At 63.2% G+C, this 26,557-nt stretch carries 25 protein-coding genes; 21 read left to right on the top strand and 4 right to left on the bottom strand.

Annotated elements, in window-relative coordinates; translation table 11 throughout:
* The first annotated feature begins 54 nt into the window (after window positions 1–54).
* The 5 genes from ACVW16_RS31355 (at window position 55) to ACVW16_RS31335 (ending at window position 6,154) form a co-directional block, all read left to right on the top strand.
* Window positions 55–1,902, top strand: a complete 1,848-nt coding sequence (locus ACVW16_RS31355) for a methanol/ethanol family PQQ-dependent dehydrogenase (RefSeq protein WP_456734698.1) — start codon at window positions 55–57, stop codon at window positions 1,900–1,902.
* Complete coding sequence (locus ACVW16_RS31350) at window positions 1,886–2,725, top strand: substrate-binding domain-containing protein (RefSeq protein ID WP_456734697.1); 840 nt, start codon at window positions 1,886–1,888, stop codon at window positions 2,723–2,725. Before ACVW16_RS31355 ends, ACVW16_RS31350 begins: the two co-directional genes overlap by 17 nt.
* Window positions 2,725–3,360, top strand: coding sequence for a c-type cytochrome (locus tag ACVW16_RS31345; RefSeq protein WP_456734696.1), 636 nt, complete (start codon window positions 2,725–2,727; stop codon window positions 3,358–3,360). Before ACVW16_RS31350 ends, ACVW16_RS31345 begins: the two co-directional genes overlap by 1 nt.
* 12 nt (window positions 3,361–3,372) lie before the next feature.
* Window positions 3,373–3,753: a c-type cytochrome gene (locus ACVW16_RS31340; RefSeq protein ID WP_456702846.1), complete on the top strand. Its 381-nt coding sequence runs from the start codon at window positions 3,373–3,375 to the stop codon at window positions 3,751–3,753.
* A gap of 82 nt (window positions 3,754–3,835) precedes the next feature.
* Window positions 3,836–6,154 (top strand): glucose/quinate/shikimate family membrane-bound PQQ-dependent dehydrogenase, encoded by a 2,319-nt coding sequence (locus ACVW16_RS31335; protein WP_456705239.1) that lies wholly within the window; start codon window positions 3,836–3,838, stop codon window positions 6,152–6,154.
* 18 nt (window positions 6,155–6,172) lie between these two features.
* Here the strand turns inward: ACVW16_RS31335 and ACVW16_RS31330 are convergent, their stop codons facing one another.
* Both ACVW16_RS31330 and ACVW16_RS31325 read right to left on the bottom strand, forming a co-directional pair.
* Window positions 6,173–7,135: a cation diffusion facilitator family transporter gene (locus tag ACVW16_RS31330; protein WP_456739060.1), complete on the bottom strand. Its 963-nt coding sequence runs from the start codon at window positions 7,133–7,135 to the stop codon at window positions 6,173–6,175.
* A gap of 108 nt (window positions 7,136–7,243) precedes the next feature.
* Window positions 7,244–7,450, bottom strand: a complete 207-nt coding sequence (locus ACVW16_RS31325) for a hypothetical protein (RefSeq protein ID WP_456734695.1) — start codon at window positions 7,448–7,450, stop codon at window positions 7,244–7,246.
* A 349-nt stretch (window positions 7,451–7,799) separates the two neighbouring features.
* Here ACVW16_RS31325 and ACVW16_RS31320 point away from each other — a divergent pair, with 349 nt between their 5' ends.
* Window positions 7,800–9,401 carry an alpha-amylase family glycosyl hydrolase gene (locus ACVW16_RS31320; RefSeq protein ID WP_456734694.1) on the top strand — a complete coding sequence of 534 codons (1,602 nt, stop codon included), beginning with the start codon at window positions 7,800–7,802 and terminating at the stop codon, window positions 9,399–9,401.
* Window positions 9,388–10,380: a Crp/Fnr family transcriptional regulator gene (locus ACVW16_RS31315; protein ID WP_456734693.1), complete on the top strand. Its 993-nt coding sequence runs from the start codon at window positions 9,388–9,390 to the stop codon at window positions 10,378–10,380. Before ACVW16_RS31320 ends, ACVW16_RS31315 begins: the two co-directional genes overlap by 14 nt.
* 5 nt (window positions 10,381–10,385) lie before the next feature.
* On the opposite strand, the gene ACVW16_RS31310 is transcribed toward ACVW16_RS31315, so the two are convergent.
* Both ACVW16_RS31310 and ACVW16_RS31305 read right to left on the bottom strand, forming a co-directional pair.
* On the bottom strand, window positions 10,386–11,276 hold the full coding sequence (locus ACVW16_RS31310) for a hypothetical protein (RefSeq protein ID WP_456734692.1): 891 nt from the start codon (window positions 11,274–11,276) through the stop codon (window positions 10,386–10,388).
* 36 nt (window positions 11,277–11,312) lie between these two features.
* A complete protein-coding gene (locus ACVW16_RS31305; RefSeq protein WP_456734691.1) occupies window positions 11,313–11,597 on the bottom strand; it encodes a hypothetical protein in 285 nt (94 codons plus the stop codon).
* Window positions 11,598–11,928: 331 nt separating this feature from the next.
* Here ACVW16_RS31305 and ACVW16_RS31300 point away from each other — a divergent pair, with 331 nt between their 5' ends.
* The 14 genes from ACVW16_RS31300 to ACVW16_RS31235 all read left to right on the top strand — a co-directional run bounded on the left by ACVW16_RS31300 (window position 11,929) and on the right by ACVW16_RS31235 (window position 26,555).
* A complete protein-coding gene (locus ACVW16_RS31300; protein ID WP_456734690.1) occupies window positions 11,929–13,029 on the top strand; it encodes an inositol-3-phosphate synthase in 1,101 nt (366 codons plus the stop codon).
* A complete protein-coding gene (locus ACVW16_RS31295) occupies window positions 13,029–13,625 on the top strand; it encodes a histidine phosphatase family protein (RefSeq protein ID WP_456702840.1) in 597 nt (198 codons plus the stop codon). The genes ACVW16_RS31300 and ACVW16_RS31295 overlap by 1 nt, the downstream gene beginning before the upstream one ends.
* Window positions 13,622–14,725, top strand: coding sequence for a CgeB family protein (locus ACVW16_RS31290; RefSeq protein WP_456734689.1), 1,104 nt, complete (start codon window positions 13,622–13,624; stop codon window positions 14,723–14,725). The genes ACVW16_RS31295 and ACVW16_RS31290 overlap by 4 nt, the downstream gene beginning before the upstream one ends.
* 2 nt (window positions 14,726–14,727) lie before the next feature.
* Complete coding sequence (locus ACVW16_RS31285) at window positions 14,728–15,537, top strand: sugar phosphate nucleotidyltransferase (protein ID WP_456702838.1); 810 nt, start codon at window positions 14,728–14,730, stop codon at window positions 15,535–15,537.
* Window positions 15,534–16,301, top strand: coding sequence for a TIGR04290 family methyltransferase (locus ACVW16_RS31280; RefSeq protein WP_456734688.1), 768 nt, complete (start codon window positions 15,534–15,536; stop codon window positions 16,299–16,301). The genes ACVW16_RS31285 and ACVW16_RS31280 overlap by 4 nt, the downstream gene beginning before the upstream one ends.
* Window positions 16,298–17,251 (top strand): beta-xylosidase, encoded by a 954-nt coding sequence (locus ACVW16_RS31275; RefSeq protein ID WP_456734687.1) that lies wholly within the window; start codon window positions 16,298–16,300, stop codon window positions 17,249–17,251. Before ACVW16_RS31280 ends, ACVW16_RS31275 begins: the two co-directional genes overlap by 4 nt.
* The gene (locus ACVW16_RS31270; RefSeq protein ID WP_456734686.1) at window positions 17,239–18,444 is read left to right on the top strand and encodes a phosphopentomutase; all 1,206 of its coding nucleotides are present in this window, start codon (window positions 17,239–17,241) and stop codon (window positions 18,442–18,444) included. The genes ACVW16_RS31275 and ACVW16_RS31270 overlap by 13 nt, the downstream gene beginning before the upstream one ends.
* A gap of 209 nt (window positions 18,445–18,653) precedes the next feature.
* Window positions 18,654–19,766, top strand: a complete 1,113-nt coding sequence (locus ACVW16_RS31265; protein ID WP_456734685.1) for an NAD-dependent epimerase/dehydratase family protein — start codon at window positions 18,654–18,656, stop codon at window positions 19,764–19,766.
* The gene (locus ACVW16_RS31260; RefSeq protein WP_456734684.1) at window positions 19,763–20,830 is read left to right on the top strand and encodes an NAD-dependent epimerase/dehydratase family protein; all 1,068 of its coding nucleotides are present in this window, start codon (window positions 19,763–19,765) and stop codon (window positions 20,828–20,830) included. Before ACVW16_RS31265 ends, ACVW16_RS31260 begins: the two co-directional genes overlap by 4 nt.
* Window positions 20,827–22,113 carry a TIGR04295 family B12-binding domain-containing radical SAM protein gene (locus ACVW16_RS31255; protein ID WP_456734683.1) on the top strand — a complete coding sequence of 429 codons (1,287 nt, stop codon included), beginning with the start codon at window positions 20,827–20,829 and terminating at the stop codon, window positions 22,111–22,113. Before ACVW16_RS31260 ends, ACVW16_RS31255 begins: the two co-directional genes overlap by 4 nt.
* Window positions 22,110–23,222, top strand: a complete 1,113-nt coding sequence (locus ACVW16_RS31250) for a glycosyltransferase family 4 protein (RefSeq protein WP_456734682.1) — start codon at window positions 22,110–22,112, stop codon at window positions 23,220–23,222. Before ACVW16_RS31255 ends, ACVW16_RS31250 begins: the two co-directional genes overlap by 4 nt.
* Window positions 23,219–24,349 carry a CgeB family protein gene (locus ACVW16_RS31245; protein ID WP_456734681.1) on the top strand — a complete coding sequence of 377 codons (1,131 nt, stop codon included), beginning with the start codon at window positions 23,219–23,221 and terminating at the stop codon, window positions 24,347–24,349. Before ACVW16_RS31250 ends, ACVW16_RS31245 begins: the two co-directional genes overlap by 4 nt.
* Entirely contained in the window at window positions 24,346–25,434 is a 1,089-nt protein-coding gene (locus ACVW16_RS31240; RefSeq protein ID WP_456734680.1) for a CgeB family protein, read from the top strand. The genes ACVW16_RS31245 and ACVW16_RS31240 overlap by 4 nt, the downstream gene beginning before the upstream one ends.
* Window positions 25,431–26,555: a CgeB family protein gene (locus ACVW16_RS31235; RefSeq protein WP_456734679.1), complete on the top strand. Its 1,125-nt coding sequence runs from the start codon at window positions 25,431–25,433 to the stop codon at window positions 26,553–26,555. The genes ACVW16_RS31240 and ACVW16_RS31235 overlap by 4 nt, the downstream gene beginning before the upstream one ends.
* Window positions 26,556–26,557: the final 2 nt, after the last annotated feature.

Here is a 26,557-nt window from a genome sequence, read left to right as displayed (position 1 = left end):
GCAAAGCGGCCTGCAACGCGGCATGGCCCGGTCACTGCCGTGGAGAATTCACCTATGTTAATGCCTCGCGTCGGGCGGTTATTGCGCCGAGCGATCGGTGGGCTTTGCACCTGCGGCGCGTTGCTGTCGCCTGCCGTTGCCCAAAGCGATCTGGCCGACCGCATGAAAGACCCGGGTCAATGGCCGATGGCCGCCCGCGACTACGCCAACACGCGTTTCAGCGACCTTGACCAGATCAACGCGGGCAACGCATCGCGCTTACAGCTCGCCTGGACATTCTCGATCGGTGCCGACCGCGGCCAGGAGGCGGCGCCGCTGGTGGTCGACGGCACCATGTACGTGGTTGGCCCCTATGCGGGCCCCTACCCCAACCGCGTCTTTGCGCTGGATGCCACCACTGGCGAATTGAAATGGTCGTATGCACCGAAACCGGAGCCCGCCGCCGCGGGCGTCGCCTGCTGCGACGTCGTCAATCGCGGTCTCGCCTTCGACAATGGCAAGGTGTTTCTCAACACGCTCGATAATCACTCGGTCGCGATCGACGCCAAGACGGGCAAGGAGCTCTGGCACACGAAACTCGGCGAGATCAACAAGGGCGAGACAATCACGATGGCACCCGTCGTGGTGAAGGGCAAGGTCCTCATCGGCAACAGCGGCGGCGAGCTCGGCGTGCGCGGCTGGGTCACCGCGCTCGACGAAAACACGGGCGCGATATCCTGGCGTGCCTACGCAACAGGCCCCGACAAGGACGTGCTGATCGGCGACGATTTCAAGCCGTTCTACGACAACCTCAAGGGCAAGGATCTAGGCGTCAAGAGCTGGCCCGCGGATCGATGGCAGGTCGGCGGTGGCACCATGTGGGGATGGATTTCCTACGATCCGGATATCAACTTGATCTATTACGGCACCGCCAATCCAAGTCCCTGGAATGCAAACCAGCGGTCCGGCGACAATCTCTGGAGCACGACGATCTTCGCGCGTGATCCCGACACGGGCCACGCGAAATGGGCCTATCAAGTCAATCCGCACGATCTTTTCGACCATGACGAGATCAACGAGAACGTGCTGGTCGATATCGAGCTCAACGGACAGACACGCAAAGTACTGATCCATCCCGGCCGCAACGGCTACATGTATGTCATCGATCGCGCCACCGGCGAAGTGATCTCGGCGGACGCCTATGAGTACGTGAACAGCTACAAAGGCGTCGATCTGAAGACCGGTAAAATCATCCCTAACGACGAGAAGACCCCGCTTCTCGGGAAGACCATCGAAAATATCTGCCCGAGCGCTCCTGGCGCGAAGGATTGGCAGCCAACGGCGTGGTCGCCGCGTACCAAGCTGCTCTACGTACCGCATCAGCACCTCTGCATGAACTTCAAGGCATCGCAGGTCGGCTACATCGCCGGCACGCCCTATGTGGGGGCTGATGTCGACATGTATGCCGGTCCCGGCGGCTATCGCGGCGAGTTCATGGCGTGGGACCCGATCGCACGCAAGAAAGTCTGGGAAATCCACGAGAAGCTGCCGGTCTGGAGCGGTGCGCTCGTGACCGCGGGTGACGTCGCGTTCTACGGAACCATGGACCGGCTGTTCAAGGCGGTGGACGCCAAGAACGGGCACGTGCTCTGGCAATTCCGCGCCGGCTCTGGCTTCATTGGCCAGCCGGTCTCCTATCGCGGCTCGGACGGCCAGCAGTACATCGCAATCCTGTCGGGTGTGGGCGGCTGGCCCGGTGTCGTGGCCAACGCGGAAGTGGATCCGCGCGTTCGCAATGGTGCGCTCGGATTCACCGGCGCGACACAAGATCTGCCCTTCTACACCGCCGGCGGCAGCGAGTTGCTGGTGTTCAAGCTCGGTAGCCCCAATGGCCAGGACGGCAGCCATGCGCCTGCGCAGTGACTCCGCCGCCATCGCTCTTGGCGCCTTGATCGGGCTTGCCTCGCCGGCAGTCGCCGCGCCAGATGGTGAACTCCGCGTCTGCGCCGACCCGAACAATCTGCCGTTTTCCAACAATGCGGGGGCCGGCTTCGAAAACAAGCTCGCGACGATGGTCGCGCAGGCTCTCGGGCAACAGGTCGCCTACACCTGGTGGGCGCAGCGCCGCGGCTTCATCCGCAACACCTTGAAGGCCGAAATGTGCGACGTGGTGATGGGTGTGCCTGCCGGCTACGACCTGGTCGAGACCACCAAGCCGTATTATCGCTCCAGCTATGTGTTCGTCACCCGACGCGATCAGCACCTCGATCTGTCCTCCCTGCTCGACCCGCGCCTTCACCATTTGATGATCGGGGTACATCTCATCGGCGACGACGGCAATAATCCGCCCCCCGCGGAGGCTCTCGGCGAGCAGGGCATCGTCGATAACGTTCGCGGCTATTCGATCTACGGCGATTATCGCCAAGCCGACCCGCCAGCGCGCCTGATCGAGGCGGTCGAGCATGGCGACATCGACATCGCTGCTGCCTGGGGACCTCTGGGCGGCTACTTCGCCCAGCGTTCCACCGTGCCCCTCACGGTCACGCCCGTGCAGGATGGCGAACGCTTTGCACCCCAGCAATTCCAGTTCGCGATCGCGATGGGCGTACGCAAGGGCGATCACGCTCTGCGCGACCGGCTCAACGCATTCATCGACGCGCATCGATCCGAGATTGCGTCGCTGCTGCGAAGTTTCGGCGTGCCGCTGGTCGAGACGCCGATCACAGCATCGGGAGGCCATGAGTGATGCCGGCCCAAGCATTGCGCGCGAGCGCGTTGTCACTGCTGCTGGCGGCCACGCCGCAAGGTGTCGTGCCTGCCCAGCAGGCCCTGCCGCAATCGCAGGAGGCACAGATGCCGACGTTGGCGCCGCGGCCGAACTTCGGCGGTAGTGTCGGCAATGGTCGGCCCGGCGTGTTCATGCAGGTTCCGATCAGTCATCTCCACCCGGGCGCGCAGCCGGATCCACCACAAATCAAGAACCCCGCGCAGGGCGATCCGAATGCGGAGCAACGCGGGATGACCTACTTCGTCAATTTCAACTGCATCGGCTGCCATGCGTCCAACGGCGGCGGCGGCATGGGTCCGGCGCTGAGCAACAGCACGTTCACCTACGGCTCGCAGCCCGAAAACATCTACCTCTCGATCTACCAGGGGCGACCGAACGGAATGCCGGCCTGGGGCGGGGTCCTGCCTGACAGCGTGATCTGGGACCTCGTGACGTACATCGGCAGGATCAGCAACGAACCGAGCCATCAATGGGGCCGCACCTTCTCGGCAAACCCGCTCTCACCTGAAGTCGAGCAGGTGCCCAGCGAGCAGGTCTCCACGACAGATCCCTGGTCGGCGACCAAGTCATTCAGCTTCGGCCAGAAGCCGTGATCGGAGTGACGAATGGCCGACATTCCTGCCGCACGATTGCTGATCGCCTCGCTCCTGGGCATGGCGGCGATCGGCTGCGGCGAGACCAAAGCTGCGAGCCCTGACAATTTCAATGGGGACGCGCGCAGGGGCGCCGACCTCGTCAAGAACTATCATTGCGGCGGCTGTCACGACATTCCCGGCATTGCCGGCGCGGACGGCAATGTCGGCCCGCCGCTGCATCGCGTCGGCACGCGCACCTATATCGCCGGCTACATCCAGAACTCGCCCGACAACATGGCGGCCTGGATCGAAGATCCGCAGAAGGCGTTACCGGGTAACGCCATGCCCAGAATGGGCATCCCGCCTAAGGACGCACGCGATATCGCGGCGTTTCTCTATACGCTGAAATAGCCGAGCAGCCCCGATGATCTCCATCAAAACCTCATTCCGCGAAACGCCTTGGCTTGCCATAACCATCGTGGTTCTCGCCATCATGGGCCTGTATCTGCTCCTTGGCGGCGTCTGGCTCGCAACCCTCGGCGGCTCCCCTTACTATGTGATTGCCGGGATCGTTCTCCTGTTCACTTGCTGGCTGCTTGCGAACCGCAGCGCCGCAGCGCTCTGGGTTTATGCCGCACTGCTGCTCGGCACGATGGGATGGGCGGTGTGGGAGGTCGGGCTGGATTTCTGGTCGCTGGCCCCCCGCGGTGATGTTCTGGCACCGATCGGCGTGTGGCTGCTGCTGCCGTTCGTATCGTCACGCCTGATGCCGCGCCTGCGGGCCGCGCGATCGGCGCTTGGACTCGTGTTGATCATCGCGATTGTCGTGCTCGGCGTCTCCCTTAGCAGGGATCGTCGTGCGATTGCCGGAACGCTGCCCGAGAACAACGCATCGGGCGCTGCTTCGTCCGCATCGTCCGAGCCCGCAGCGGGTAAGGACTGGACAGCCTATGGCAGCACCGGCTTCGGCACGCGCTATTCCTCGCTGGACCAGATCACCAAGGACAATGTGAAGGACCTCAAGCTCGCCTGGGAATTCAGGACCGGCGACCACAAGGGACCCGACGATCCCGACGAGATCACCAATCAGGCCACGCCGCTCAAGGTCGGAGACCTCCTCTACACCTGCTCGCAGCATCAGATCGTGTTCGCGCTGGAAGCGGCGACGGGCAAGCTGCGGTGGAAGTTCGACCCGCAGGTCCGGCACAACAAAGCCTTTCAGCACATGACCTGCCGCGGTGTCGCCTATCACGCGACCAGATCAGGCGCGCAGACCGCGGATGGCACAGCGGCTCCGAGCGAGTGCCCCGAGCGAATTTTCCTGCCGACGGACGACGGTCGCATGTTCGCGCTGGACGCGCAGAGCGGCAAACCTTGCGAAAACTTCGGCAACCACGGGCAGATTGATCTCAAGGAAGGCAGCGAAGTCACCACGCTCGGCTTCTACGAGGGCACCTCGCCACCGGTGGTGACCGACAAGGTCCTGATCGTAGGCGGCGCGGTCATCGACAATTATTCCGACCGCGTGCCGTCCGGAGTGATCCGCGGCTTCGACATCTATTCGGGACGGCTGATCTGGGCGTTCGATGCCGGCAATTCCGATCCGAACGAGATGCCGTCGGCCTCGCATCATTTCACGGCCGGTTCGCCCAATTCGTGGAGCATCTCCGCGGTCGACGAGAATCTGGGCCTTGTTTACGTCCCGCTCGGCTCGAGTTCTCCCGATATCTGGGCCGGCAATCGCTCGGCGGACGAGGAGCGCTACGATTCGGCGATGGTCGCGCTCGACATCGCGACTGGCAAGCTGCGCTGGTCATTCCAGAACGTCCATCATGATCTCTGGGACATGGACATGCCGTCACAACCGAGTCTGGTGGATATTCACTCCGGAAATGAGACAACTCCCGCGATTTACATTCCAGCCAAGACCGGCGACATCTTCGTGCTCGACCGCCGCGACGGGCATCAGCTGGTGCCCGTGGTGGAAAAGCCGGTACCGCAGGGCCCCGCGCCGGGCGACCGGCTGTCGCCGACACAGCCATTTTCGGAGTTGAGCTTCCGCCCGCGCCGCATGCTGACCGGCGCGCAGATGTGGGGCAGCACGATGTTCGACCAGCTCGCCTGCCGCATCAAATTCAAGCGCCTGCGTTACGAAGGACCGTTCACGCCGCCGTCGGAGCAAGGCACGCTGGTCTTCCCGGGCGACTTCGGCATGTTCGAGTGGGGCGGTATCGCCGTCGATCCGCGGCGGCAGATCGCGATCGCCAACCCGCAATCCATCCCCTTCATTTCCCGCCTTGTGCCCCGCGGAAAGGACAATCCGGCCGCGCCGAATGCGGCGCATCCGCCCGGCACCGAGCTGGGCGTGCAGCCGATGTATGGAGCCCCTTACGGCGTCGACCTCGGCATCTTCCTTTCGCCGTTGGGTATCCCCTGCCTCGCGCCGCCCTGGGGGAACGTCGCAGCCATCGACCTCAAGACGAACAAGGTTGTCTGGCAGCACCGGATCGGCACGATCCGTGATCAGGCTCCTGTTCCGCTGCCGTTCAAGCTCGGCGTTCCCATGCTGGGCGGTCCGATGGTGACGGCAGGCGGCGTCTTCTTCATCTCGGGAACGATGGACGACTACATCAGGGCGTTCGATGTCAATGACGGGAAGAAACTCTGGGAGGACCGGCTTCCTGCCGGTGGCCAGTCGACGCCCATGACGTATGAGAGCGGCGGCAAGCAATATGTCGTAACGGTCGACGGCGGCCACGGCTCGTTCGGCACCAAACTCGGCGACTACGTGCGGGCCTACTCGCTGCCATGAGGCCGGTTACGAGGCGCGCTACGTCTTCCCGTCCTCGAACCGATCCGCTCGCGCGCGTCGATATCGGGCCTGCGTCTGCGGCTTGATGAATATGGCCACCACCTCGGGATGATGCTTCCGGATCTCGCATTCGATCGCAACGACGAGCTCCTCGATTTCGTCCGCGCGCTTCTCATCCGCGAACTCGATACTGAGGGCCGCCACGACCTCGGTCGGAGACAGCTGCACGGTCAGCAGACCGTTGGCGCGAAGCACGCCAGGGAACCGCCGCGCTAAAGCAAGAATAGACCGCGCGAGCTCGGGATCAGCCGGCTCGCCAATGAGGAGACTCTTGCTCTCGCGCGCGAGCGCAATGGAGGTGATCCCGAGCAGAACTCCGATCAGAATGGACCCGATACCGTCCCAGACAGGCTGCTTCAGCAAGACAGCAGCTGCCGTTGCGGCCGCCGCGACGATAATCCCGGTGAGTGCTGCGCTGTCTTCAAGCAGCACCACGAAGGCAGGCGGGTCCTTGCTGCGAACGAACGCCTGATAGTAGCCGTAACGTCTACCGTCCGCCTCCAGACGCCGCAAAGCGATCAGCCAGGAGGCTCCTTCGAACAGGAAGGATAATCCGAGCACAACGTAGCTGACGACAGGATCTTCAATCGGCTGCGGCCGCAGTACGTGAATGACGCCCTGATAGAATGAAACGCCGGCACCGAGTGCGAAGATCAGCAGGGCAACGATGAAGCTCCAAAAGTACAATTCGCGGCCATGACCGAGCGGATGCGCCTCGTTCGGGGGCCGGGTTGCCTGGTGATATCCATACAGCAGCAGCGCCTCGTTGGAGGTATCGACGACCGAATGGACGGCCTCGCTCGTCATCGACGAGCTCCCCGTCCATAGCGCTGCGCCGATCTTGGTGATGGCGACCAGGATGTTGCCGATCAGTGCCGCGTAGACGGCTATCCTTGTGGAAGACCAGGCCTTGTCCCCGATAGCCCTAATGGCCGGCCGCCATCCGGTGCGAAACCGGATTGATACCCACGAAGATACGACTATCGGGATAGATAAACGAAGCGCGACGATCCCTGATAGCGCACATCGTCATTCTCCACGTCTTCGGTAGCCGGGAGCACTCAACCAGTCGGTCAAGGCCGAGGTCACCTCGTTCTGCTTGGCGCGCCGCAATAACATCTCGCGCTCCTTGCCGGGAGGCAAGCGGTGGGCGCGGTCGCGGGCGGTTTCGGCAAATGACATCAAGCGTTGCTGAAGCGGTTGCGTCTGTTTCCTACGGTTACGTTTGGCGGTCATCTTCATTTCGGGGTTGGTGGTTCGTAGGGAAAATGGCCCCGGCGGGAGGATGGCACCGGGGCCAATCTCGTGTCGGTTGGGGCGGCCCAAGCCGGCATCGTTTGTAGATTGCGACCGAAATCAGGTTCCAGCACTTCAATAGGTTAATAAATCCGATTTTGCGGCCCGATCCGACACCACGCGTTGCGTCGCGGCTTCAGAGATCGGCGGCAGCAATAGCAACCTTTGCGCCGTCCTGAACTTACATGTCTCGTGGTGCGAGACAAACCTCAGCGGATCGCAGCACATGCGGCATCCCTGAAGTCCTGAGAGCGAGATCATTCAAGGCAATGCAAGGTCAAAAGAGACGATGACTGCGATGTTGCCTGACGAGAGCCTGTGGTGGCGATCTGCGGTCATTTACGAAATCGCGCCGATCTCGTTTCAGGATTCCGACGGTGACGGCAAGGGCGATCTCGGCGGCCTCATGTCGCGCATCGATTACCTGAAATGGCTCGGCGTCGACGCCGTCTGGCTCACGCCGATCTACAAGAGCCCGTTCCGCGATTTCGGTTACGACATCTCCGATTATTGCTCGGTTGATCCAGCCTTCGGCAGCCTGGACGAGTTCGACGAGCTCCTCGCCGCCCTGCATCAGGCCGGCATCCGGCTCATTCTCGATCTCGTCCCCAACCACACCGCCGACGACCATGAGTGGTTCGTCGAGAGCCGCAGTTCGCGCAACAGCGCAAAGGCCGACTGGTACATCTGGGCCGACGCTGCCGAGAACGGTGGACCGCCCAACAACTGGCTGAGTCGCTTCGGCGGCAGCGCATGGGAATGGTGCGAGGCGCGGCGGCAATACTACTACCATTCATTTCTGGTCGAGCAGCCCGACCTCAACTGGCGCAATCCGGACGTGCGCGCTGCCATGGCGGACGTCATGCGCTTTTGGCTCGATCGGGGCGTCGACGGTTTTCGCGTCGATGCAAGCGCGGTCTTGATCAAGGACGCGCACCTGCGCGACAACCCACCCAATCCGGAGGCCGGGGGCAAGCCGCCACCGCAGCGCCAGACCCCGGTGTTTACCGACGACCGGCCCGAGACGATGCAGTGCATCGAGTTCATCCGCGGCGTGATCGACGAATATCCCGGGCGGCTGCTGTGCGGTGAAGTTCAGGGCAAAACCGACCGCATCGGTCACTTCTACGGCACGGAGCGACCGCGGCTGCACCTGCCCCTCAACTTTGCGTTGCTGGACACACCCTGGAATGCATTCTCGCTACAGGCGGCGATCGATGCGTATTTCAATGCTCTGCCCAAGGACGCTTGGCCGGTGTGGGTGATCGGCGGTCACGACAAGCAGCGGATCGCGAGCAAGATCGGCGAGGCCCAGATGCGTGTCCTGGCGATGCTTCTGATGACTTTGAAGGGAACGCCATTCCTCTATATGGGCGACGAGATCGGCCGCAAGCGTGTCTCGATCCCGCCCGATCTCGTCCGTGATCCCTTCGAAAAGCTCGTGCCGGGCTACGGCCTCTGCCGTGATCCCGAGCGAGCGCCAATGCGATGGGATGGCAGCGTCAATGGCGGGTTCACGAAGGGCTGCCCATGGCTGCCGCTCGATCCAGAGGGCTCAGCCAATGTCAGCGCGCAGCAGAGCGAGGAGCGATCGATCCTGGCACTGTTTCGCGCGTTGATGACCCTACGGCGCGAACATGCATGCCTTCGTCAAGGCCGCTACGAGCCGCTGCGATCCCAGAACAGCGTCTTTGCGTTCAAGCGTGTACAAAACGGCGAGGAGATTTTGGTCGCCCTGAACATCGCTGCCGAGCCACGCAAGTGGCACTGGCAGGGTCGCGGTCATCTGCTGCTATCGACCCATCTTGACCGAACGTCGAGGTCGGCGCCGGATGCCTCCATCCTTCTTCGCGGCAATGAAGGGGTGATCATCGCACTTGAGCCCCGATAACCCGACGCGTGTGCCCTGTGCCGGACGTTTTTTTACGAAACCGCGGCCCGGCGTTCCCCGCAGGAACCGCGCCAGCGGCAACTTCGGAGATCGGCGATGGTGCACAACCTCGTATCGCTGTGGATTATCAAAGGTTATTGCCTGCCTTTTTTCACTCCGCCAGAGTGACACCGGGCAGCGCACGATCGGACCACAAATGCAGACCGGATTTGCTTTCTCCAAGCTCGCCGATCATTTGGCAAGCCTCGCTGAATTGACGGAGGACGACCTCGATCTGCTGACCAAAATGCCGAGCACGATTGCGCATTTCGGTTCACGTCAGGCGATCTTGCGTCACGGCGACGCCAGCAATCAATGCTGCCTGCTGCTCCAAGGCTACCTGTCGTGGCAGGATGCCTATGGATCGGAAGGGCAGATCACCTCAATCTCCGTCCCCGGCGACATTGCTGATCTCCGGACGCTTTACAGGCCCTGTATCGACGGCAACCTCATTGCGCTCGGCCCAGCCGTCGTCGCTTTCGTTCCGCATCGCTGCCTTCGCGAGCTGTCGATGCGCTCGCCTGCAATGTCCCGCGCCTTGCTGCTGATGCTGATCGGCGATCATGCCATACAGCGCAACTGGACGATAAACCTCGGCAGTCGTGACGCCTTGACGCGGGCGGCGCACCTGCTCTGCGAGATCACGGCCCGCCTGCAAAACGTCGGGCTCGCGCGGGACTTCAGGTTGTCCTCGCCGTTTACCCAATCCGACCTCGCCGCCGCCTGCAGCATCTCCCCGGTCCACGCCAACCGCACCATCCAGGAATTGCGTCGCTGCAACCTGCTGCACTGGCACGGCAAGACCTTGACGATCTCCGACTGGCCCGGACTGGTCCGGCTGGCCGGCTTCGATCCCGCCTATCTCGGTCTGCGGCGACGCGACCAAACCCCGCAGCAAGCACAATCGGAATCGGCCAGAGCCGACGTTGTACCGGCCTGATCACGTCATTGGGCGCTCTGCCGAAACTTCACGCGCCGCCGCAGTGCATTGCTCGTCTCCGCGATGACGGCGCCCCAGTCTCCGGCTGTCCTCTGATGAAACAGCCGCAAGCTCGGATACCAGAGCGAGTGGCATACGGATGAAGGCCATCGCCAGTCGCAATCAGCGTGTAGCAGCACCCAGGCCTCGCAGCCGAGCGCACCCGCAAGATGCGCAACCATGGTGTCGACGCAAATGACGAGGTCGAGCTGAGTGAGCAGATGACCAAGCGTCGCGATGTCGGACGTACTGATGTCACGTGCGCCGATGTGCATCAGATCTTCAGTCCCAGCGTCCTTCTGCAACGCGTGAAGCGCCACGCCGGGGACAGCGAGACCTCGCAACAATGCAGGGGGAATGGCCCGCCGCTTGTCCCATTGACCGACCTCCCAAACCAGGCCGACGGCCAGACCTTCGTTGCCGATTGAAACAGATGTGGTCCTCGGCGGCAGCCTCAAATAAGGCGCCCGCATCTCGATCTGCTCGCGTCCGACTTTGAGCGCATGCGGAACCTCCATGATCTCGATATCGACGTCAAACTCGACGTCTGGTGTCCCGTCATGGATTACAAGCGCGCGATCGACCCCCGCCGTGCGCTCCACCAGTCGCAACAATTCGGCCTGACACCAGACCGTGACCCTGCGCGCCACACTCCGAAGAAGCCGCATGAAACGCAGGAACTGGATCGTGTCGCCAAGCCCGTGATAGCAGCGAACGAGGACATGCTTGCCGGCAATCGCCTCTCCACGCCAGACTCGCTGAAGATGACGCGGACCATCATGCTTGGGCGGATGCGGCGACACCGTGAGATCGCGGTCGCTGATGGCCCAGGCGCGCGCGAAGTCGCCCGCGCGCATTGCCTCCACCCACCCGTTCGCCACCTCGGGATCCAACTAGCGCCGGACGAACTTGTGGAAACGGCTCAGCTTGCCGTCCTTGGTCCGGTCCTGGTGCAGGAAGGCAATGCCTGCCTCGTCGAACTTCTCGAAGAACTCATTCCAGCCGATGCGATCGAGCCCTTCATCCGGTGGATCGAAGTCGATCCTCAGGATTCCGGCATGCCCGTCCTGCTCTGTCGCTTTGACCGTCGCCGGCTTTCCGCCGCGCTCGTCCGCCCACTTGCGGATCGCGGCGTGATCCGTGGTCTGCCGTGCATCGCTGTTTTCGGTTTTGGACATCGTGCGGTACCTCGCTTGTTTCACGCCCTGCAATGCTGCGGTCATCGCAGAGGATCATTCGCGGTGAAACGCTGACCGGGCTGATTTGTTCTTCGCAGCACGAACTGTCTCACCAGGGGTGGCTGCATCATCTTCTTCATCTTCATCGAGGATGATCTTGTTCCCTCCATGCGACCGCAGATTCTATCCCAGGTTAAGGCAGCCGCATTTTTTTGCCCGGAATCGATCCGCGCCCGGGCGCGGCGGCTTCAGCGCAGGAACGAACATACCTTCCGGCACGTTCGCCGACCTACTTACACCGAGGCCGTGCGTCTTCCCGGAGGTTTGGTCCATGCATTCCCGTCTTCAGGACAGGCGCCGCGTGCGCGTCGGCATCGTCGGCGTCGGCAATTGCGCAAGCTCCTTCGTTCAGGGGCTCACATATTACCGGAACGCCAAATCCAACGAGCCAGTGCCGGGCCTGATGAATGTCGATCTCGGCGGGTATCACATCAGCGATATCCAGATCGCATCGGCCTTCGACGTCAATGCCAACAAGGTCGGGCGCGATGTCGCCGATGCCATCTTTGCCAGGCCAAACAACACGCATCGCTTCAGCGACGTCGAGCAGACCGGCGTGATCGTCCAGCGCGGCCCGATCATGGACGGCATCGGACATTACCTCAAAGATGACATTCCCGTCGCCGACCTCCCGGAGGCCGACGTTTCTGAGGTTTTGTCGATGTCGCGAACCGACGTGCTGGTGTCCTACCTACCCGTCGGCTCACAACGCGCTAGCGAGTGGTACGCCGCCCGCGCCATCGAAGCCGGCTGCGGGTACGTCAATTGTATTCCCGTCTTCATCGCATCCAATCCGGACTGGCGAAAGAGGTTCGAAGATGCAGGTCTTCCGATCGTCGGCGACGATATCAAGAGCCAGGTCGGCGCCACCATCCTGCACCGCGTGCTCGCCAATCTGTTCCGCGATCGCGGCGTGCGGCTCGACCGGACCTATCAGCTCAATGTCGGCGGCAACACCGATTTCAAGAACATGCTCGAACGCGAGCGGCTGTCGTCGAAAAAAATCTCGAAGACCCAGGCAGTCACCAGCCAATTCGACGTCCCGATCGACCCCGATAACATCCATGTCGGACCGAGCGACCACGTCCCTTGGCTGACCGACCGCAAGCTCGCCTTCATCCGGCTGGAGGGCACGACGTTCGGCGGCGTTCCCTTGAGCGCGGAGGTCAAGCTCGAGGTGTGGGACTCACCGAATTCGGCAGGCGTCGTGATCGACGCGGTCCGTTGCGCAAAACTCGCCATGGACCGCGGCCAGGGCGGCGCCCTGACCGGTCCATCGAGCTATTTCATGAAATCGCCGCCGCAGCAGTTCACCGACGAGGAGGCCGGACGGCGAACCCGCGCCTTCATCGACGACAAGGCGTACACCTGATGACCAGGATCATCCACCTTGTCCGCCACGGGCACCACGCCTTGCTCGGCCGCACACTATGCGGCCGGATGAACGGCGTTGCGCTCGACGACCTCGGCTGCGATGAGATGGCACGCTGTGCAATCACGATCAGCCCTCGGCCGGCCGTGATCCAGTCGAGCCCGCGGCGGCGCTGCTTGCAATCGGCCTGCATTCTGGCCGCACATTTCCGATTGCCGATCGAGATCGTCCCCGCTCTCGACGAGCTCGACTATGGCGAATGGACCGGCCGGACTTTCGAGGAACTCGGTCGGGATTCGCGATGGATTCGCTGGAACAGCCGCCGCGCCAGCACCCGCCCACCGGGCGGTGAGACAATGCGATCGCTCCAGTCTCGCATTGTCAGTCATCTGGAACAGCTTCGCAACGATCATTCTGCGGGCACCGTCGTCGCTGTCAGTCATGCAGAACCGATCCGTGCGGCTGTGCTGCATTACGCACGCCGGGATCTCAACGACTTTCTCTCGATCGAGATCGATCCATCCAGCATCAGTACACTCAGCGCGGACGGACGTGGGTTCAGGATCACCGGGATCAATCAGCGGGTGGCGGCGTGAAGATCGTCATTTTTGGTCTGACCATTTCCTCTTCCTGGGGCAACGGGCACGCAACGCTCTGGCGCGGGCTCTGCAAGCATCTGACGCGTCTTGGCCACACCGTGGTCTTCTATGAGCGCGATGTGCCTTATTACGCCGGCGCCCGGGACTTCACTGAGCTGCCGGACGGACAGCTGCAGCTGTTTTCGAGCTGGGAGGAAACCCGATTTCCTGCCCGAAGCGATGTGAGGGATGCCGATGTCGCGATCGTGACGTCATATTGCCCTGACGCGATCGCGGCGACCGATCTGATCATGTCCGAAGGACGAGCCGTTCCCGTCTTCTATGATCTGGACACCCCGATCACTCTGGCGCGGATGAAGGCGGGAGAATCTGTTCCCTATATCGGCCAGCGCGGCTTGCAGGATTTTGCGCTCGTCCTCAGCTTCACCGGCGGCCCCTGTCTCGCTCATGAATTCCGCAACAGGCTCGGTGCCCGCGACATCCGCCCCCTGTACGGCCACGTCGATAGCGATATTCATCGCCCCGTGCCGCCCCAGCCGCATTATCGCGCGGATCTGTCCTATCTCGGCACCTATTCCGAGGACCGCCAGCACGGACTCGAAGCGCTGTTCGTCGAACCGGCACGGGCGCGGCAGGACCTGCGCTTCCTGATCGGCGGCGCGCAATACCCTGACGATTTTCCATGGTCACCCAACATCTACTTCGTGCGGCACCTGCCGCCGCCGGAGCATGCGCCGTTCTTTGCATCGTCGCGATTGACCCTCAACGTCACGCGCAAAGCCATGGCGGCGATGGGCTGGTGCCCGTCCGGCCGTCTGTTTGAGGCGGCCGCCTGCGGCGTTCCGCTGATCAGCGACGATTGGCCGGGCATACAGGAGTTCTTCACCCCCGGCAGAGAGATCCTGATCGCCCGCGACACCCGGGACGCATTGACAGCATTGGCGATGTCCAGCGCCGATCTCCAGTCCATCGCCAGATGCGCGTATGAGCGGACAATGGATCAGCACACATCCGACAAACGTGCGCGCGAGTTGGTGTCCCTGCTTGAGCAGGCGGCTTCCAGCGGCGCACATCGCCAGCAAGCCGAGGAGGCCTGACCATGTGGGGCATCGTACCGGCCGCGGGCCGCGGCAGCCGGATCCAGCCGCTGGCCTTCTCCAAGGAGCTTCTGCCCGTCGGCAGCCGGCGTGACGACGGTACTGAGCGCCCCTGTGCTGTTTCCGAATATCTGCTGGAGCGGCTCATTCTCGGCGGCGCGGACAAGATCTGCATTGTGATCTCGCCGGGAAAATCCGACATCCTGGAGTATTTCGGCGATCATTATGGCAGCGCCCAACTCGCCTACGTCGTCCAGCCCGACGCGTCGGGCCTGTGCGATGCCGTCTTCAGGGCCGGCACCGTTGTCGGCCACGACGAGGACGTCGTCGTCGGTCTGCCCGACACGGTATGGTTTCCCAAGGCCGCGTTGCAGGCCCTGCCCGATGCCAAGCTGTCATTCCTGCTGTTCCCCGTCGAGCGCCCGGAATTCTTCGACGCCGTGATACTCGAAGGCGACAGCGTGCAGGAGATCCAGGTGAAGCAGCCGAACCCGGCATCGCGCTGGATCTGGGGGGCCTTCAGGATGTCGGCCTACGGCTTCCGCGAACTGCACACGCTATGGAACGCGCGAGATCGTCGAGACGAGTACTTCGGCACTCTGGTCAATGCCTATCTCGAGGCGGGAGGCCTCGGCATCGGGGTCAAGGCCGGCGAGTCCTATGTCGATGTCGGGACCATCGACGGCTATCGCACAGCGATGGCTCTTCTTGCGGAGAGTACCCGCGCCGACGGCCGGTCGAGATTGCAGCCCGGCACCTCGTCCGACGGAGCTCGACCGGTCCTTGCAATGGACAATGGAGCGACTGCATGACCGAAGCGCTGCTCACGCGTGAGGAGATCCGCAGGCGCATCGACGCGCTCGGACCGTGGTTTCACAATCTCGACCTCAATGGTGTGCCGACTGCCCCCACCCACTTCCTTGGCGACTATCCCAACGTGAAATGGCGACGCTTCGCGGGAATCATTCCGGATCGCCTCGAAGGCAAGACCGTGCTCGATATCGGCTGTAACGCCGGCTTCTACGCCATGGAGATGAAGCGGCGCGGGGCCGAGCGCGTGCTTGGCCTCGACACCGACGAGGAGTACCTGGCACAGGCCCGCTTCGCCGCCGAAGTGAACGGTCTCAGGATCGAATTTCGCAAGATGTCGGCCTATGATGTTGGACAACTCCGCGAAAAGTTCGATCTCGTGATCTTCATGGGCGTGCTCTATCACCTGCGCCACCCACTTCTGGCGCTGGATCTCATCCACGAGCATGTCGCCGACGACCTCCTGCTGTTCCAGTCGATGCAGCGCGGCGACAGTCGCGTCGACGCGATCGCCAGGAATTACGATTTCTGGACCACCGACCAGTTCGATTCTACCGGCTATCCCAGGCTGCACTTCATCGAGCACAAATACGCCGATGACCCCACCAATTGGTGGGTGCCGAACCGGGCCTGCGTCGAGGCCATGTTGCGCAGCGCCGGCTTTGCGATCACCGCCCATCCGGAAGACGAAGTTTACCTCTGCAAGCGAACGGAGCGCCCGCAAGCCGACGGTCCTGTCTATCCATCCCGGAGCACAAGCCGATGATCGAAGCGGCCAAGATCTGGAACGAACCCAACAACAAGTCGCATTGGGACCTCCTGATCGATCCGGATTGGGCCATGTTCGCAAACCTGGCGATTGCCGCGGGAAAGGCGATCCGCAGCACACACCCCGCATTGCCGATCGTCCTCGGCGGCATCTCGCCGATCGATCCCTCCTTTATGCGCAACATGCAGGCCCGCGGCGTCCTCGGCCATTTCGATGCGGTCGCCGTGCACGGCTTTCCGCTCGACTGGAACCTGTGGCAGATCGGCGAATGGCCGGATAAGATCGAGGAAATCAAGGCAGTCACCACCCTCCCCGTCTGGGTGACCGAGGTTGGGGTCTCCTCGTTCGGCGCAGAGGAGGTGCAGGCCTGGGGCCTGTCGCGCACCGCCGAACTTCTGATCGGCCGCGCGCCCCGCGTCCACTGGTACAGCCTCTATGATCTTCCCTCCGCCTGGGAGGCAACGACGCGGCACAAGGAAGCTGAAGGCTCATCCTATTACCGGCATTTCCACATGGGCCTGCTGCGCGAGGACGGCACACCAAAGGCGGCCGCTGAACGGTTCGGCACGTATGCGCCTGCCATGGGTCTGTGCCAGTGGTTCCATTTTGAGGATCATCGCCTCGACGACGCCGTCCGCTGGATGCGCCGTCTCGGTGTGACCCACCTCAGGACGGGCCTGTCATGGGCCGACAGCTTCCGTCCCGATGCCCTCAGCTGGTTCGACCGCCAAATGGAGGCTTTGGCGGAATTTCAGGTCACTGTGACCTTCTGCTTCACGCCGGAGCATCGGGGCCTCGAGCCGCATCACACCAGCCCGCCGCTGGATGCCAATGAATTCGCCGATTTCTGCGCCTCGATGGTCGACCGCTACTGCACGAGAACCGGTCTTTCGCCCGACGCAGTAACGGCGGATCCTCCAATCAGAGAGCCTACATGCGTGCCCTGATCCTGGTGATGGACTCCGTCGGCATCGGCGGCGCACCGGATGCCGGCGGCTACGGCGACGAAGGCGCCGACACGGTGGGTCACATCGCGGACGCTTGCGCGGCCGGAGACGGCGACAGCGCTGCACGGGAGGGCCCTCTCCGGCTTCCCAATCTCGTCGCGTTGGGCCTCGGCCAGGCCTGCCGGCTCGCCAGCGGACGCGTGCCACCCGGATTGGGTGGCCAAGTCGAGCAAGGGCAATTCGGATGCGCCAGCGAAATATCAAAGGGCAAGGATACGCCTTCGGGACATTGGGAAATTGCCGGGGTACCTGTCCCGTTCGACTGGGGTTATTTCTCCCGAACGACCCCGTGCTTTCCCACAGATCTGACCAGGGCTCTCTGCGAACAAGCCGGATTGCCTGGCATCCTCGGAGACTGTCACGCCTCCGGCACCGACATCATCGCCAGACTCGGCGAGCCCCACATGCGAACGGGAATGCCAATCTGCTACACGTCTGCCGACAGCGTGTTTCAGATTGCCGCGCATGAGCATACGTTCGGGCTCGAGCGTCTCTACGATGTCTGCGCGATCGCGAGGCGTCTTATCGATCCCCTCAATATCGGCCGCGTCATCGCCCGGCCATTCGTCGGCACGAGCGCGCGCGATTTCACGCGGACCGCGCATCGGCGCGATTTTTCCGTGCCGCCGCCCGGAACCACCATTCTTGATCTCGCCGCAAGTGCCGGCCGCGACATCGTGACCATCGGCAAGATCGACGATATCTTCGCCCATCGCGCGACCGGCCGAAACATGCGCGGCAATGGCAACATGGCGCTGTTCGATCGTACGCTCGAAGGGTTCGCGAGCCTTGCGGATGGCGGGTTTCTGTTCGCCAATTTCATCGACTTCGACACGCTCTACGGTCATCGCCGCGACGTGGCCGGCTATGCCGCGGCACTTGAAGCCTTCGACCGACGCCTTCCCGAATTATTGCCCTGCCTGCGAAGCGATGATCTGCTGATCATCACCGCCGATCATGGCTGCGACCCGACCTGGAGCGGTACCGATCACACCCGCGAGCAGGTTCCGATCCTGGCCTGGACGACGCAATCATCTTCTCCGATCGGACGTCGCGCCGGCTTTGCCGATATCGGCGCGACCTCAGCAAAGCACTTGGGGCTGCCCGAACCGGTGCACGGCGCGCATTTCTAGCCCGCGAGAGCGGCCGATTCACCTGGGTTATTGATCCAGGTTAGAGAAATATTCGTTTGTACATTTTCGAGGAACGAACATTCCTTGCATCGCTTCTGACTCCAACGTGACCGGCGCGCGGGTCGTCCGACCCACCCAGCAAGTGCGCATCACCTCACATCATCGATCGATCCCGAACGGATCGGTCTTACGGTTGTACGGAGCGGTGAATGACGCGAGTATTGATCACGGGGGGCGCGGGGTTCATCGGCTCACATGCGGCGGATGTGCTGCTTGCCGCCGGCTACGAGGTCCGTCTTCTCGACAATCTGTCGCCGCAGGTGCACGGCGGTAACCGTCAGCGTCCATCCTATCTCGCCGACGAAGCCGAACTCGTCGTTGGTGACGTCACGGACGGCGCTGCCGTAGCGCATGCCCTGCGCGGAGCCGACATGGTCCTGCATCTCGCTTCCGCCGTCGGCGTCGGGCAAAGCATGTACGACATCGAGCCCTACGTGCGTACGAATGAGCTCGGCACCGCCGTGCTGCTCCAGGCGCTGTCGAAGCGCCCCGTCGAACGGCTGGTCGTTGCCTCCTCCATGAGCATCTACGGCGAAGGCCTCTACCGCAGGCCTGATCAAACTCTCGTCGCCTGCGACGAACGGTCGATCGAACAGCTGCGCCGAGGGGAATGGGAGTTGCGAGACACCATGGATCGCCCGCTCGCCCCCGTGGCCACTCCCGAGAACAAGCCGCCGTCGCTCAGCTCGGTCTACGCGCTGAACAAGTTTGCACAGGAGCGCATGTGCCTGATCACAGGCAAGGCTTACGGCATCCCGACCTTGGCGTTGCGCTTCTTCAACGTGTTCGGGCCGCGTCAGGCACTGTCAAATCCCTACACCGGCGTGCTCGCCATCTTCGCGGCGCGGCTCCTCAACGGACGTCCGCCGCTGGTGTTCGAGGACGGCGAGCAACGGCGCGATTTCGTTCACGTGCATGACGTCGCCCGCGCCTGCCGCATTGCGCTGGAAGCAGAGCATGCGCAAGACGTCTTCAACATCGGCTCAGGCCACAGCCGAAGCATTCTGTCGGTCGCCGAGGATCTCGCCGAGGTCATGGGACGCAACGATATCGCGTCCGAAATCACGCGGAAATACCGCGCCGGTGACATCAGGCACTGCTTCGCAGATATCGGCAAATCGCGGGACCTGCTCGGCTTCGAGGCTCACGTGGCCTTCAAGGATGGCCTCGAGGAGCTCGCGGAATATCTCGCAGGCCAGATTGCGGATGACCAGGCCGAGCGAGCCACCCGGGAATTGCTGCAACGAGGATTGGTTGCATGATGAGCGAGCGAGACAACAGACCCGTTCTGATCACCGGCGGCTGCGGCTTCATCGGCTGCAATCTGGCCGACCGGCTGGCGGAGCGCGGTGAGCGCGTTCTGGTGCTGGACAATCTCGCCCGCGCCGGCGTGCGTGAGAACGCACAATGGTTGAAGTCCAGGCACGGCGACCTCATCACCATTACGGTGGCCGACATTCGAGAGCCCATCCCGGTGATCGACGCCGTACGCGAGGCGCGCGCCGTGCTGCATCTGGCTGCCCAGGTCGCGGTCACTGACAGCGTGAGCGACCCGGCAGCCGATTTCGAGATCAACGCGCGCGGCACGCTGAATGTGCTCGAAGCAGTCCGGCTGCACAATTGCACCGCGCCGGTCGTGTTCGCGTCCACCAACAAGGTCTATGGCCGCCTGGTCGAGGACAGCCAGATCGCGCTCGCGGGCCGCCGTTATAGTCCCACCAGCGACCTGCTGGCGGACGGTGTTTCGGAGCACGCGCCGCTCGATTTCTACAGCCCCTATGGCTGCTCCAAGGGGACCGCCGATCAGTACGTCCATGACTATGCGCGGGTCTACGGGCTCCAGACCGTGGTGATGCGCATGAGCTGCATCTACGGGCCGCGGCAATTCGGCACCGAGGACCAGGGCTGGATCGCTCATTTCCTGCTGAGCGCCATCCGAGGCCAGCCCTTGACGATCTATGGCGACGGTTATCAAGTTCGCGACGCCTTGCATGTGTCCGACGCAGCCTCCGCTTGGCTTGCCGTTCTCGACAGGATCGCGCTCGCGCGTGGACGCGTGTTCAATCTCGGCGGCGGGCCAGCCAACGCGGTGAGCCTCCGGGAATTGATCGACCACATCACCCAATTCACGGGCCGCGAGGTCACCTACCGCTTCTCTGATTGGCGTCCTGGCGATCAGCCCTGGTACGTCACGGATACCCGAGCGCTGTCGACCGCGCTCGGATGGGCACCGCAGGTAACCATCGCCGACGGCCTTCGCTCGCTCCACGCCTGGCTCGATGGTCGCTTTGGAGCAACTCACGGCACCCGCGAGGCCCTCGCATGACGCGCGTCGCCCTGATCAATCCGAACTGGGATTTCAGCGGCAGCATCTATTTCGGCTGCCGGTCCCCTCACCTTCCGCTCGAGCTCGGGATCTCTGAGCATTATCTGAAGGCGGCCGGGCACCGCACGCTGCTGCTCGATGCGCACATGTTCGACCTGTCCTTCCGCGACATCGAGGCCCAATTGCGCGCGTTCGGCCCCGAACTGATCGTGATCACGACCGCCCCAACCTATCTGTTCTGGCGCTGCGCACCGCCGGAACTGCGCGTGCCGCAGGAGCTTGCCGCGGCAGTGCGGGATCTTGCGCCAGCGCTGGTCGCAGTCGGTCCGCACGGCTCGACGACGCCGCGGGCAGCACTCAAGAAGCTCGGCGTCGACATCATCGTGATGGGAGAATGCGAAACGTCCCTGCTGCGGCTCGCAGAAGGCGAGCGGGACTTTCCCGGCCTGTGTTTCGCGGATCGCCGCTCGGTCCGGGTCAACGGAGGCCCGCAGGCCGTCGACTTCGGGGATCAGCCGGCTCTGGACTGGCCCAGCGAGATGATCCGGCGCCATCATCACCACCATCACCGCTTCGAGGCCGAGCCGGCGGGGCCCGGCGCGGAAATCGAGGCGTCGCGGGGATGCCCCTACAACTGCACGTTCTGCGCCAAGGAGAATTTCCGCAATGCATATCGCAAACGGCCGGCCTCCATCATTCTCGACGAGATCGATCGTCTGCGCGGACAAGGCGTCGAATATGTCTACTTCATCGATGAGATCTTCCTTCCGAACCCCGAACTCCTGGAAGGGCTGAGCACGCGCAGCCTCAAGTTCGGGGTGCAGACCCGCATCGACCTCTGGAAGCCGGAAATGCTCGCGCTGCTCGGACGTGCCGGCTGCGTCTCGATCGAGGCCGGGATCGAAAGCCTCACCGTCGAGGGCCGCGCCGCGCTCGCCAAGAACTGCAAGATGACCACCGACCAGCTCGCCGATCGGCTGGTCGAAGCCCGCCGTCACGTCCCCTTCGTGCAGGCCAATCTGATCGAGGTGCCCGAGGACGACGACCCCGTCGTGCAGCGCTGGCGGAGCAAGATGCAGGACGCCGGCATCTGGGCGAACGATCCTGTTCCGCTCTATCCCTACCCCGGCTCACCGGATTACCGGAAGCTCTGGGGCCAGGCTGACGATTTCGCGTGGGAGCGCGCGCACCGACATTATCTCGGGATGTTCGATCAGTTCAGCGACGTGCAGAACGATCGGCCGATGCCGCTCGACGCCCTCGAGCACCCGGTAGCGTCATGAGCCGCGCGTCACACATCCGGATCCTGATGACGGTCGATACGGTCGGAGGCGTGTGGACTTATTCGTGCGGTCTTGCCGCACGCCTCGTCGCGTCGGGAGCCGACGTCACTCTGGTGACAATCGGGCCTTCGGCACGCGCCGACCAACGTGAGATGCTGCGCGGCGCGGGCGTGCGCCTCGTGGATACGGACCTTACCCTGGAATGGCAGGACCCTGAAGGCCACGACTTCGCCAACGCCGAGCGCGTCCTCGCCAGGCTGGAAGCGCGAGTCCAGCCTGACATCGTCCATCTCAACAGTTTCCGGGAGGCGACCCTCGCGTGGCGCGCTCCGACGGTTCTCGTGGCGCATTCCTGCGTCAACTCCTGGGCACGCGCCTGTCGCGATACGGGCTGGCTCGGCGAGCCGCGATGGACGCGTTATACAGAACGCGTCACTGCTGCACTCAACAGCACGCAGGCCTGGATTTGCCCGAGCCAGTCCTTCCATGACGACATCGTGGAGATCTATCGCCCCCGCTCACCCGGCGCGGTGATCTGGAATGGCATTGCTGCCGGGAACTTTCCAAGTCGGAAACGGGAGCTGATCTTCGCGGCCGGCCGGCTCTGGGATCGTGCCAAGAATATCGGAGTCCTGGCGGCGGCGTCACCGGGACTGGATTGGCCGGTTCAGGTCGCGGGCCCCGCCGGTGCGGATCCGGCGACGGGCGTCACCTGGCTTGGGCAATTGCCGCATAACGCCTTGCGCGGACATCTCCAGCACGCAGCGATCTTTGTGAGCCCCGCCCTCTACGAGCCATTCGGCCTTTCGGTGCTGGAGGCGGCCGCCGCGGGCTGCGCGCTGGTGCTGTCGGACATCTCGACGTTCCGGGAGCTGTGGAGCGGAGCCGCGATGCTCTTCGATCCCGACGATAGCCAGGCCCTGCACCGAACTCTCGCCGATCTCTGCGCCGACGATCTCGAAAGGACGCGCCTGCAACGCGCCGCCTATGAACATTCCCTGACCTATTCGCTGGCGCGCACGACCAGCGCCTATCTGAAGCTGTACGAAGGGCTGCTCGCCTCCGACCGCACGTCGTCCCAAGCCGGCCAGATCGAGGTGCGCGCATGAAATGCGTCCTGTTCTACCACGCATTCACCTCTTGCTGGAACAACGGCAACGCGCATTTCCTGCGCGGCTATGCCCGCGAGCTGCATGGGCTTGGCCACGAGGTCGTCGTGTTCGAGCCCGTCGATGGCTGGAGCCGGTTGAATGCCATCCGCGAGAGCGGCAGTCAGGCCCTCCAGGACACGGCCCAGCTCTTCCCTGGCATCTCCATTCGCCGCTATGACGCCTCGCTCGATTTCGATGAAGCGCTGGATGGCGCCGATCTTGTCGTCGTGCATGAATGGAACTCGCCTGATGTGATCAAGCAGATCGGGTACAACCGCGCGCACGGCGGTTCATTCACATTGCTGTTCCACGATACTCATCATCGCGCTGTCACCGCGCCGGACGAACTTGCACTGTTCGACCTTGACGACTTTGACGGCGTGCTGGCGTTCGGAGAGGTGCTTCGCCTGATCTATGCCAAGCTTGGCTGGGCTGACCGGGCCTATACCTGGCACGAGGCCGCCGACGTCGCGTTGTATCATCCGCTGCCGAGAATCGAACCGACCGAGGATCTGGTCTGGATCGGTAATTGGGGCGACGGCGAACGCAGCGCCGAACTCAACGAATTTCTGGTCGAGCCCGTCGCCGAATTGAATCTGCGCGCGAGCGTCTACGGCGTTCGCTACTCGCACGATGCGCTCCGGACCATCGAGGCTGCAGGGATTCGCTATGGCGGCTGGCTGCCGGCGCACTGGGCGCCGGTCGCGTTCGCCGGCGCCCGCGCAACCGTGCACGTTCCCCGCGGCCCTTATGTGCGATCGCTTCCCGGCATTCCCACCATCCGCGTGTTCGAAGCACTCGCCTGCGGCATTCCCCTGGTCTCGGCGCCCTGGTCCGACGCGGAAGGCCTGTTTCCGGACGGCGCTTATCTCAAGGCCGCCAATCGCGCGGAGATGAGTTGCGCGTTGCGCGCCGTGCTCGACGATAGCGATCTGTCAGCCGCCATGGTTGAGAGCGGGCTGCGAACGATCCGGGAGCGCCATACCTGTCGTCATCGTGCTCAACAACTGGTGGGCATCGTAGAGGCCATTCGCACCTCGAACGGCTCGTCACAGCACCAGCGATACATCGGAGCCTCCGCATGAAGATCTGCTTCTTCGGATCCAGCCTCGTCTCGTCCTATTGGAACGGTGCCGCCACCTATTATCGCGGCATGCTCAAGCAGATCGCCGCGCTCGGCCACGACATCACCTTCTTCGAGCCCGACGCTTTCGAGCGGCAGGTCCATCGCGACATCGCCGATCCCGATTGGGCCAGGGTCGTGGTCTACCCCGCGACGGCGGACGGTTGGCGGAGCTCACTCGATGCCGCGGCGTGCTCCGCGGACATGCTGATCAAGGCGAGTGGCGTCGGGGTCTTCGATCGGGAGCTGGAGGCGGCGGTCGCGACCCTGCCCTCCCGAACCATGCGGATCTATTGGGATGTCGATGCGCCCGCCACGCTCGAAGCTATGGCAAGCGACCCCGAGCACCACCTGCGGGCCGCAATTCCCTCCTACGATATGGTCCTGACCTACGGCGGCGGCGATGGGGTCGTCTCGACTTACCGCGCCATGGGCGCGCGAGATTGCGTTCCGATCTACAACGCCCTGGACCCCCAAACGCATTTTCCGTCGCCGCCCAGAGCCGACTTCAACTGCGATCTCAGTCTGCTGGCCAATCGCCTGCCAGACCGGGAACAGCGCGTGGAGCACTTTTTTCTGGAGGTCGCACATGAGCTGCCGGACAAGTCCTTCGTTCTTGGCGGCTCTGGTTGGGAGACCAAGAATACGGCGGGCAACATCCGCAAGGTCGGTCATGTCGGCACCGGCGCGCACAACGCGTTCTTCGGCTCCGGGCTTGCGACGCTCAACGTCAACCGGGATAGCATGGCCCGCTACGGCTTCTCGCCGCCGACGCGGGTGTTTGAGGCGATCGGCGCGGGCGCCTGCCTGATCACCGACCAATGGGACGGTATCGACCATTTCCTCGAGCCGGATCGTGAAGTGCTGGTCGCTGCCAGCGGAGCCGAGGTTGCCGGCCATCTCGGCGCCCTCAGCATAGACCGTGCCGCCGCGATCGCGAGCCGCGCCCGCGCACGCATCTTGACCCAGCACACCTACCGGCACCGCGCCCGCCAGTTCAACCACCTCTTTGTCGGAAGCAGCTCGCGTATCGAGGCAGCAGAATGAATCTCAGCATCGTCGTCGTCGGTCTTTCGGTCACATCGTCATGGGGCAATGGTCATGCCACGACCTATCGTGCCCTGATCGAAGCCCTCGCACGGCGAGGCCACCACGTGACGTTCCTCGAGCGCGACGTCGCCTGGTATCGCGAGCACCGCGATCTCACCAAGCCGGACTCGTGGACTGTCGAGATCTATCAATCGCTGAAGGACGTCCCTCGCCGCTTCGGCCAGCTCATTCGGAGCGCCGACCTTGTCATCATCGGGTCCTATGTGCCCGATGGGATCGCGATCTCCGAATGGATCACGCGCCAGGCGCGGGGGATCACCGCATTCTACGACATCGACACGCCGGTGACGCTGGCGAGGATCGACCAGGGTCTCGACTATCTGTCCGCAGCGATGATCCCGCGTTTCGACCTCTATTTGTCCTTTGCCGGCGGCCCGGTGCCTGACATGATCGAGGAGCGCTATGGCAGCCCGTTGGCCCGGGTTCTTTATTGCAGCGCCGACAGCGATACCTACAAACCGCAGCATGCGCAGACGAAATGGGCCCTCGGCTATCTCGGGACCTATAGCGAGGACCGGCAACCGGTGCTCGATCAATTGATGCTGCTCCCGGCGCGGACACTGTCCTCGGAGCAGTTCGCCGTCGCAGGCGCGCAGTATCCCGCCCATATCGCCTGGCCGGACAACGTGACGCGGATCGAGCACCTCCCGCCAAACCGGCACCCAGCATTTTACGCGGAGCAGCGGTTCGCCCTCAACGCGACCCGCGCTGACATGCGCGCACTGGGCTTCTCGCCTAGCGTTCGCCTGTTCGAAGCGGCGGCCTGCGGCACGCCCGTGATTTCCGACCGGTGGCCGGGCCTCGAGACAATCTTCGAGCCATCGCGGGAGATCCTGCTGGCGTCGACCCCGCGCGACGTCGTCGAGATCCTGCGCGACATGCCTGAGGAGCGTCGCCGAGACATCGCGGAGAATGCGCGGCGCCGCGTCCTCGCCGACCACACCTCCAACCACCGCGCCCGCCAATTGGAAGCTTACTACAGTGAAGCGAGCGCGCGGCGTCGCCGCAAGTCGGCGCGGCTTCCCGCGAGCCAGCCCGCGCAGGTCGCCGAACTCTGAAG

Source organism: Bradyrhizobium sp. USDA 4474, assembly GCF_054057515.1.
This window is presented reverse-complemented; position numbering and strand designations above follow the sequence as displayed.

Coding starts and splice junctions, on each gene's coding strand:
- ACVW16_RS31355 (WP_456734698.1), top strand. CDS start 55: ATGTTAATGCCTCGCGTCGGGCGGTTATTGCGCCGAGCGATCGGTGGG.
- ACVW16_RS31350 (WP_456734697.1), top strand. CDS start 1,886: ATGCGCCTGCGCAGTGACTCCGCCGCCATCGCTCTTGGCGCCTTGATC.
- ACVW16_RS31345 (WP_456734696.1), top strand. CDS start 2,725: ATGCCGGCCCAAGCATTGCGCGCGAGCGCGTTGTCACTGCTGCTGGCG.
- ACVW16_RS31340 (WP_456702846.1), top strand. CDS start 3,373: ATGGCCGACATTCCTGCCGCACGATTGCTGATCGCCTCGCTCCTGGGC.
- ACVW16_RS31335 (WP_456705239.1), top strand. CDS start 3,836: ATGGGCCTGTATCTGCTCCTTGGCGGCGTCTGGCTCGCAACCCTCGGC.
- ACVW16_RS31325 (WP_456734695.1), bottom strand. CDS start 7,450: ATGACCGCCAAACGTAACCGTAGGAAACAGACGCAACCGCTTCAGCAA.
- ACVW16_RS31320 (WP_456734694.1), top strand. CDS start 7,800: ATGACTGCGATGTTGCCTGACGAGAGCCTGTGGTGGCGATCTGCGGTC.
- ACVW16_RS31310 (WP_456734692.1), bottom strand. CDS start 11,276: ATGCGCGCGGGCGACTTCGCGCGCGCCTGGGCCATCAGCGACCGCGAT.
- ACVW16_RS31305 (WP_456734691.1), bottom strand. CDS start 11,597: ATGTCCAAAACCGAAAACAGCGATGCACGGCAGACCACGGATCACGCC.
- ACVW16_RS31300 (WP_456734690.1), top strand. CDS start 11,929: ATGCATTCCCGTCTTCAGGACAGGCGCCGCGTGCGCGTCGGCATCGTC.
- ACVW16_RS31295 (WP_456702840.1), top strand. CDS start 13,029: ATGACCAGGATCATCCACCTTGTCCGCCACGGGCACCACGCCTTGCTC.
- ACVW16_RS31285 (WP_456702838.1), top strand. CDS start 14,728: ATGTGGGGCATCGTACCGGCCGCGGGCCGCGGCAGCCGGATCCAGCCG.
- ACVW16_RS31280 (WP_456734688.1), top strand. CDS start 15,534: ATGACCGAAGCGCTGCTCACGCGTGAGGAGATCCGCAGGCGCATCGAC.
- ACVW16_RS31275 (WP_456734687.1), top strand. CDS start 16,298: ATGATCGAAGCGGCCAAGATCTGGAACGAACCCAACAACAAGTCGCAT.
- ACVW16_RS31270 (WP_456734686.1), top strand. CDS start 17,239: ATGCGTGCCCTGATCCTGGTGATGGACTCCGTCGGCATCGGCGGCGCA.
- ACVW16_RS31265 (WP_456734685.1), top strand. CDS start 18,654: ATGACGCGAGTATTGATCACGGGGGGCGCGGGGTTCATCGGCTCACAT.
- ACVW16_RS31260 (WP_456734684.1), top strand. CDS start 19,763: ATGATGAGCGAGCGAGACAACAGACCCGTTCTGATCACCGGCGGCTGC.
- ACVW16_RS31255 (WP_456734683.1), top strand. CDS start 20,827: ATGACGCGCGTCGCCCTGATCAATCCGAACTGGGATTTCAGCGGCAGC.
- ACVW16_RS31250 (WP_456734682.1), top strand. CDS start 22,110: ATGAGCCGCGCGTCACACATCCGGATCCTGATGACGGTCGATACGGTC.
- ACVW16_RS31245 (WP_456734681.1), top strand. CDS start 23,219: ATGAAATGCGTCCTGTTCTACCACGCATTCACCTCTTGCTGGAACAAC.
- ACVW16_RS31240 (WP_456734680.1), top strand. CDS start 24,346: ATGAAGATCTGCTTCTTCGGATCCAGCCTCGTCTCGTCCTATTGGAAC.
- ACVW16_RS31235 (WP_456734679.1), top strand. CDS start 25,431: ATGAATCTCAGCATCGTCGTCGTCGGTCTTTCGGTCACATCGTCATGG.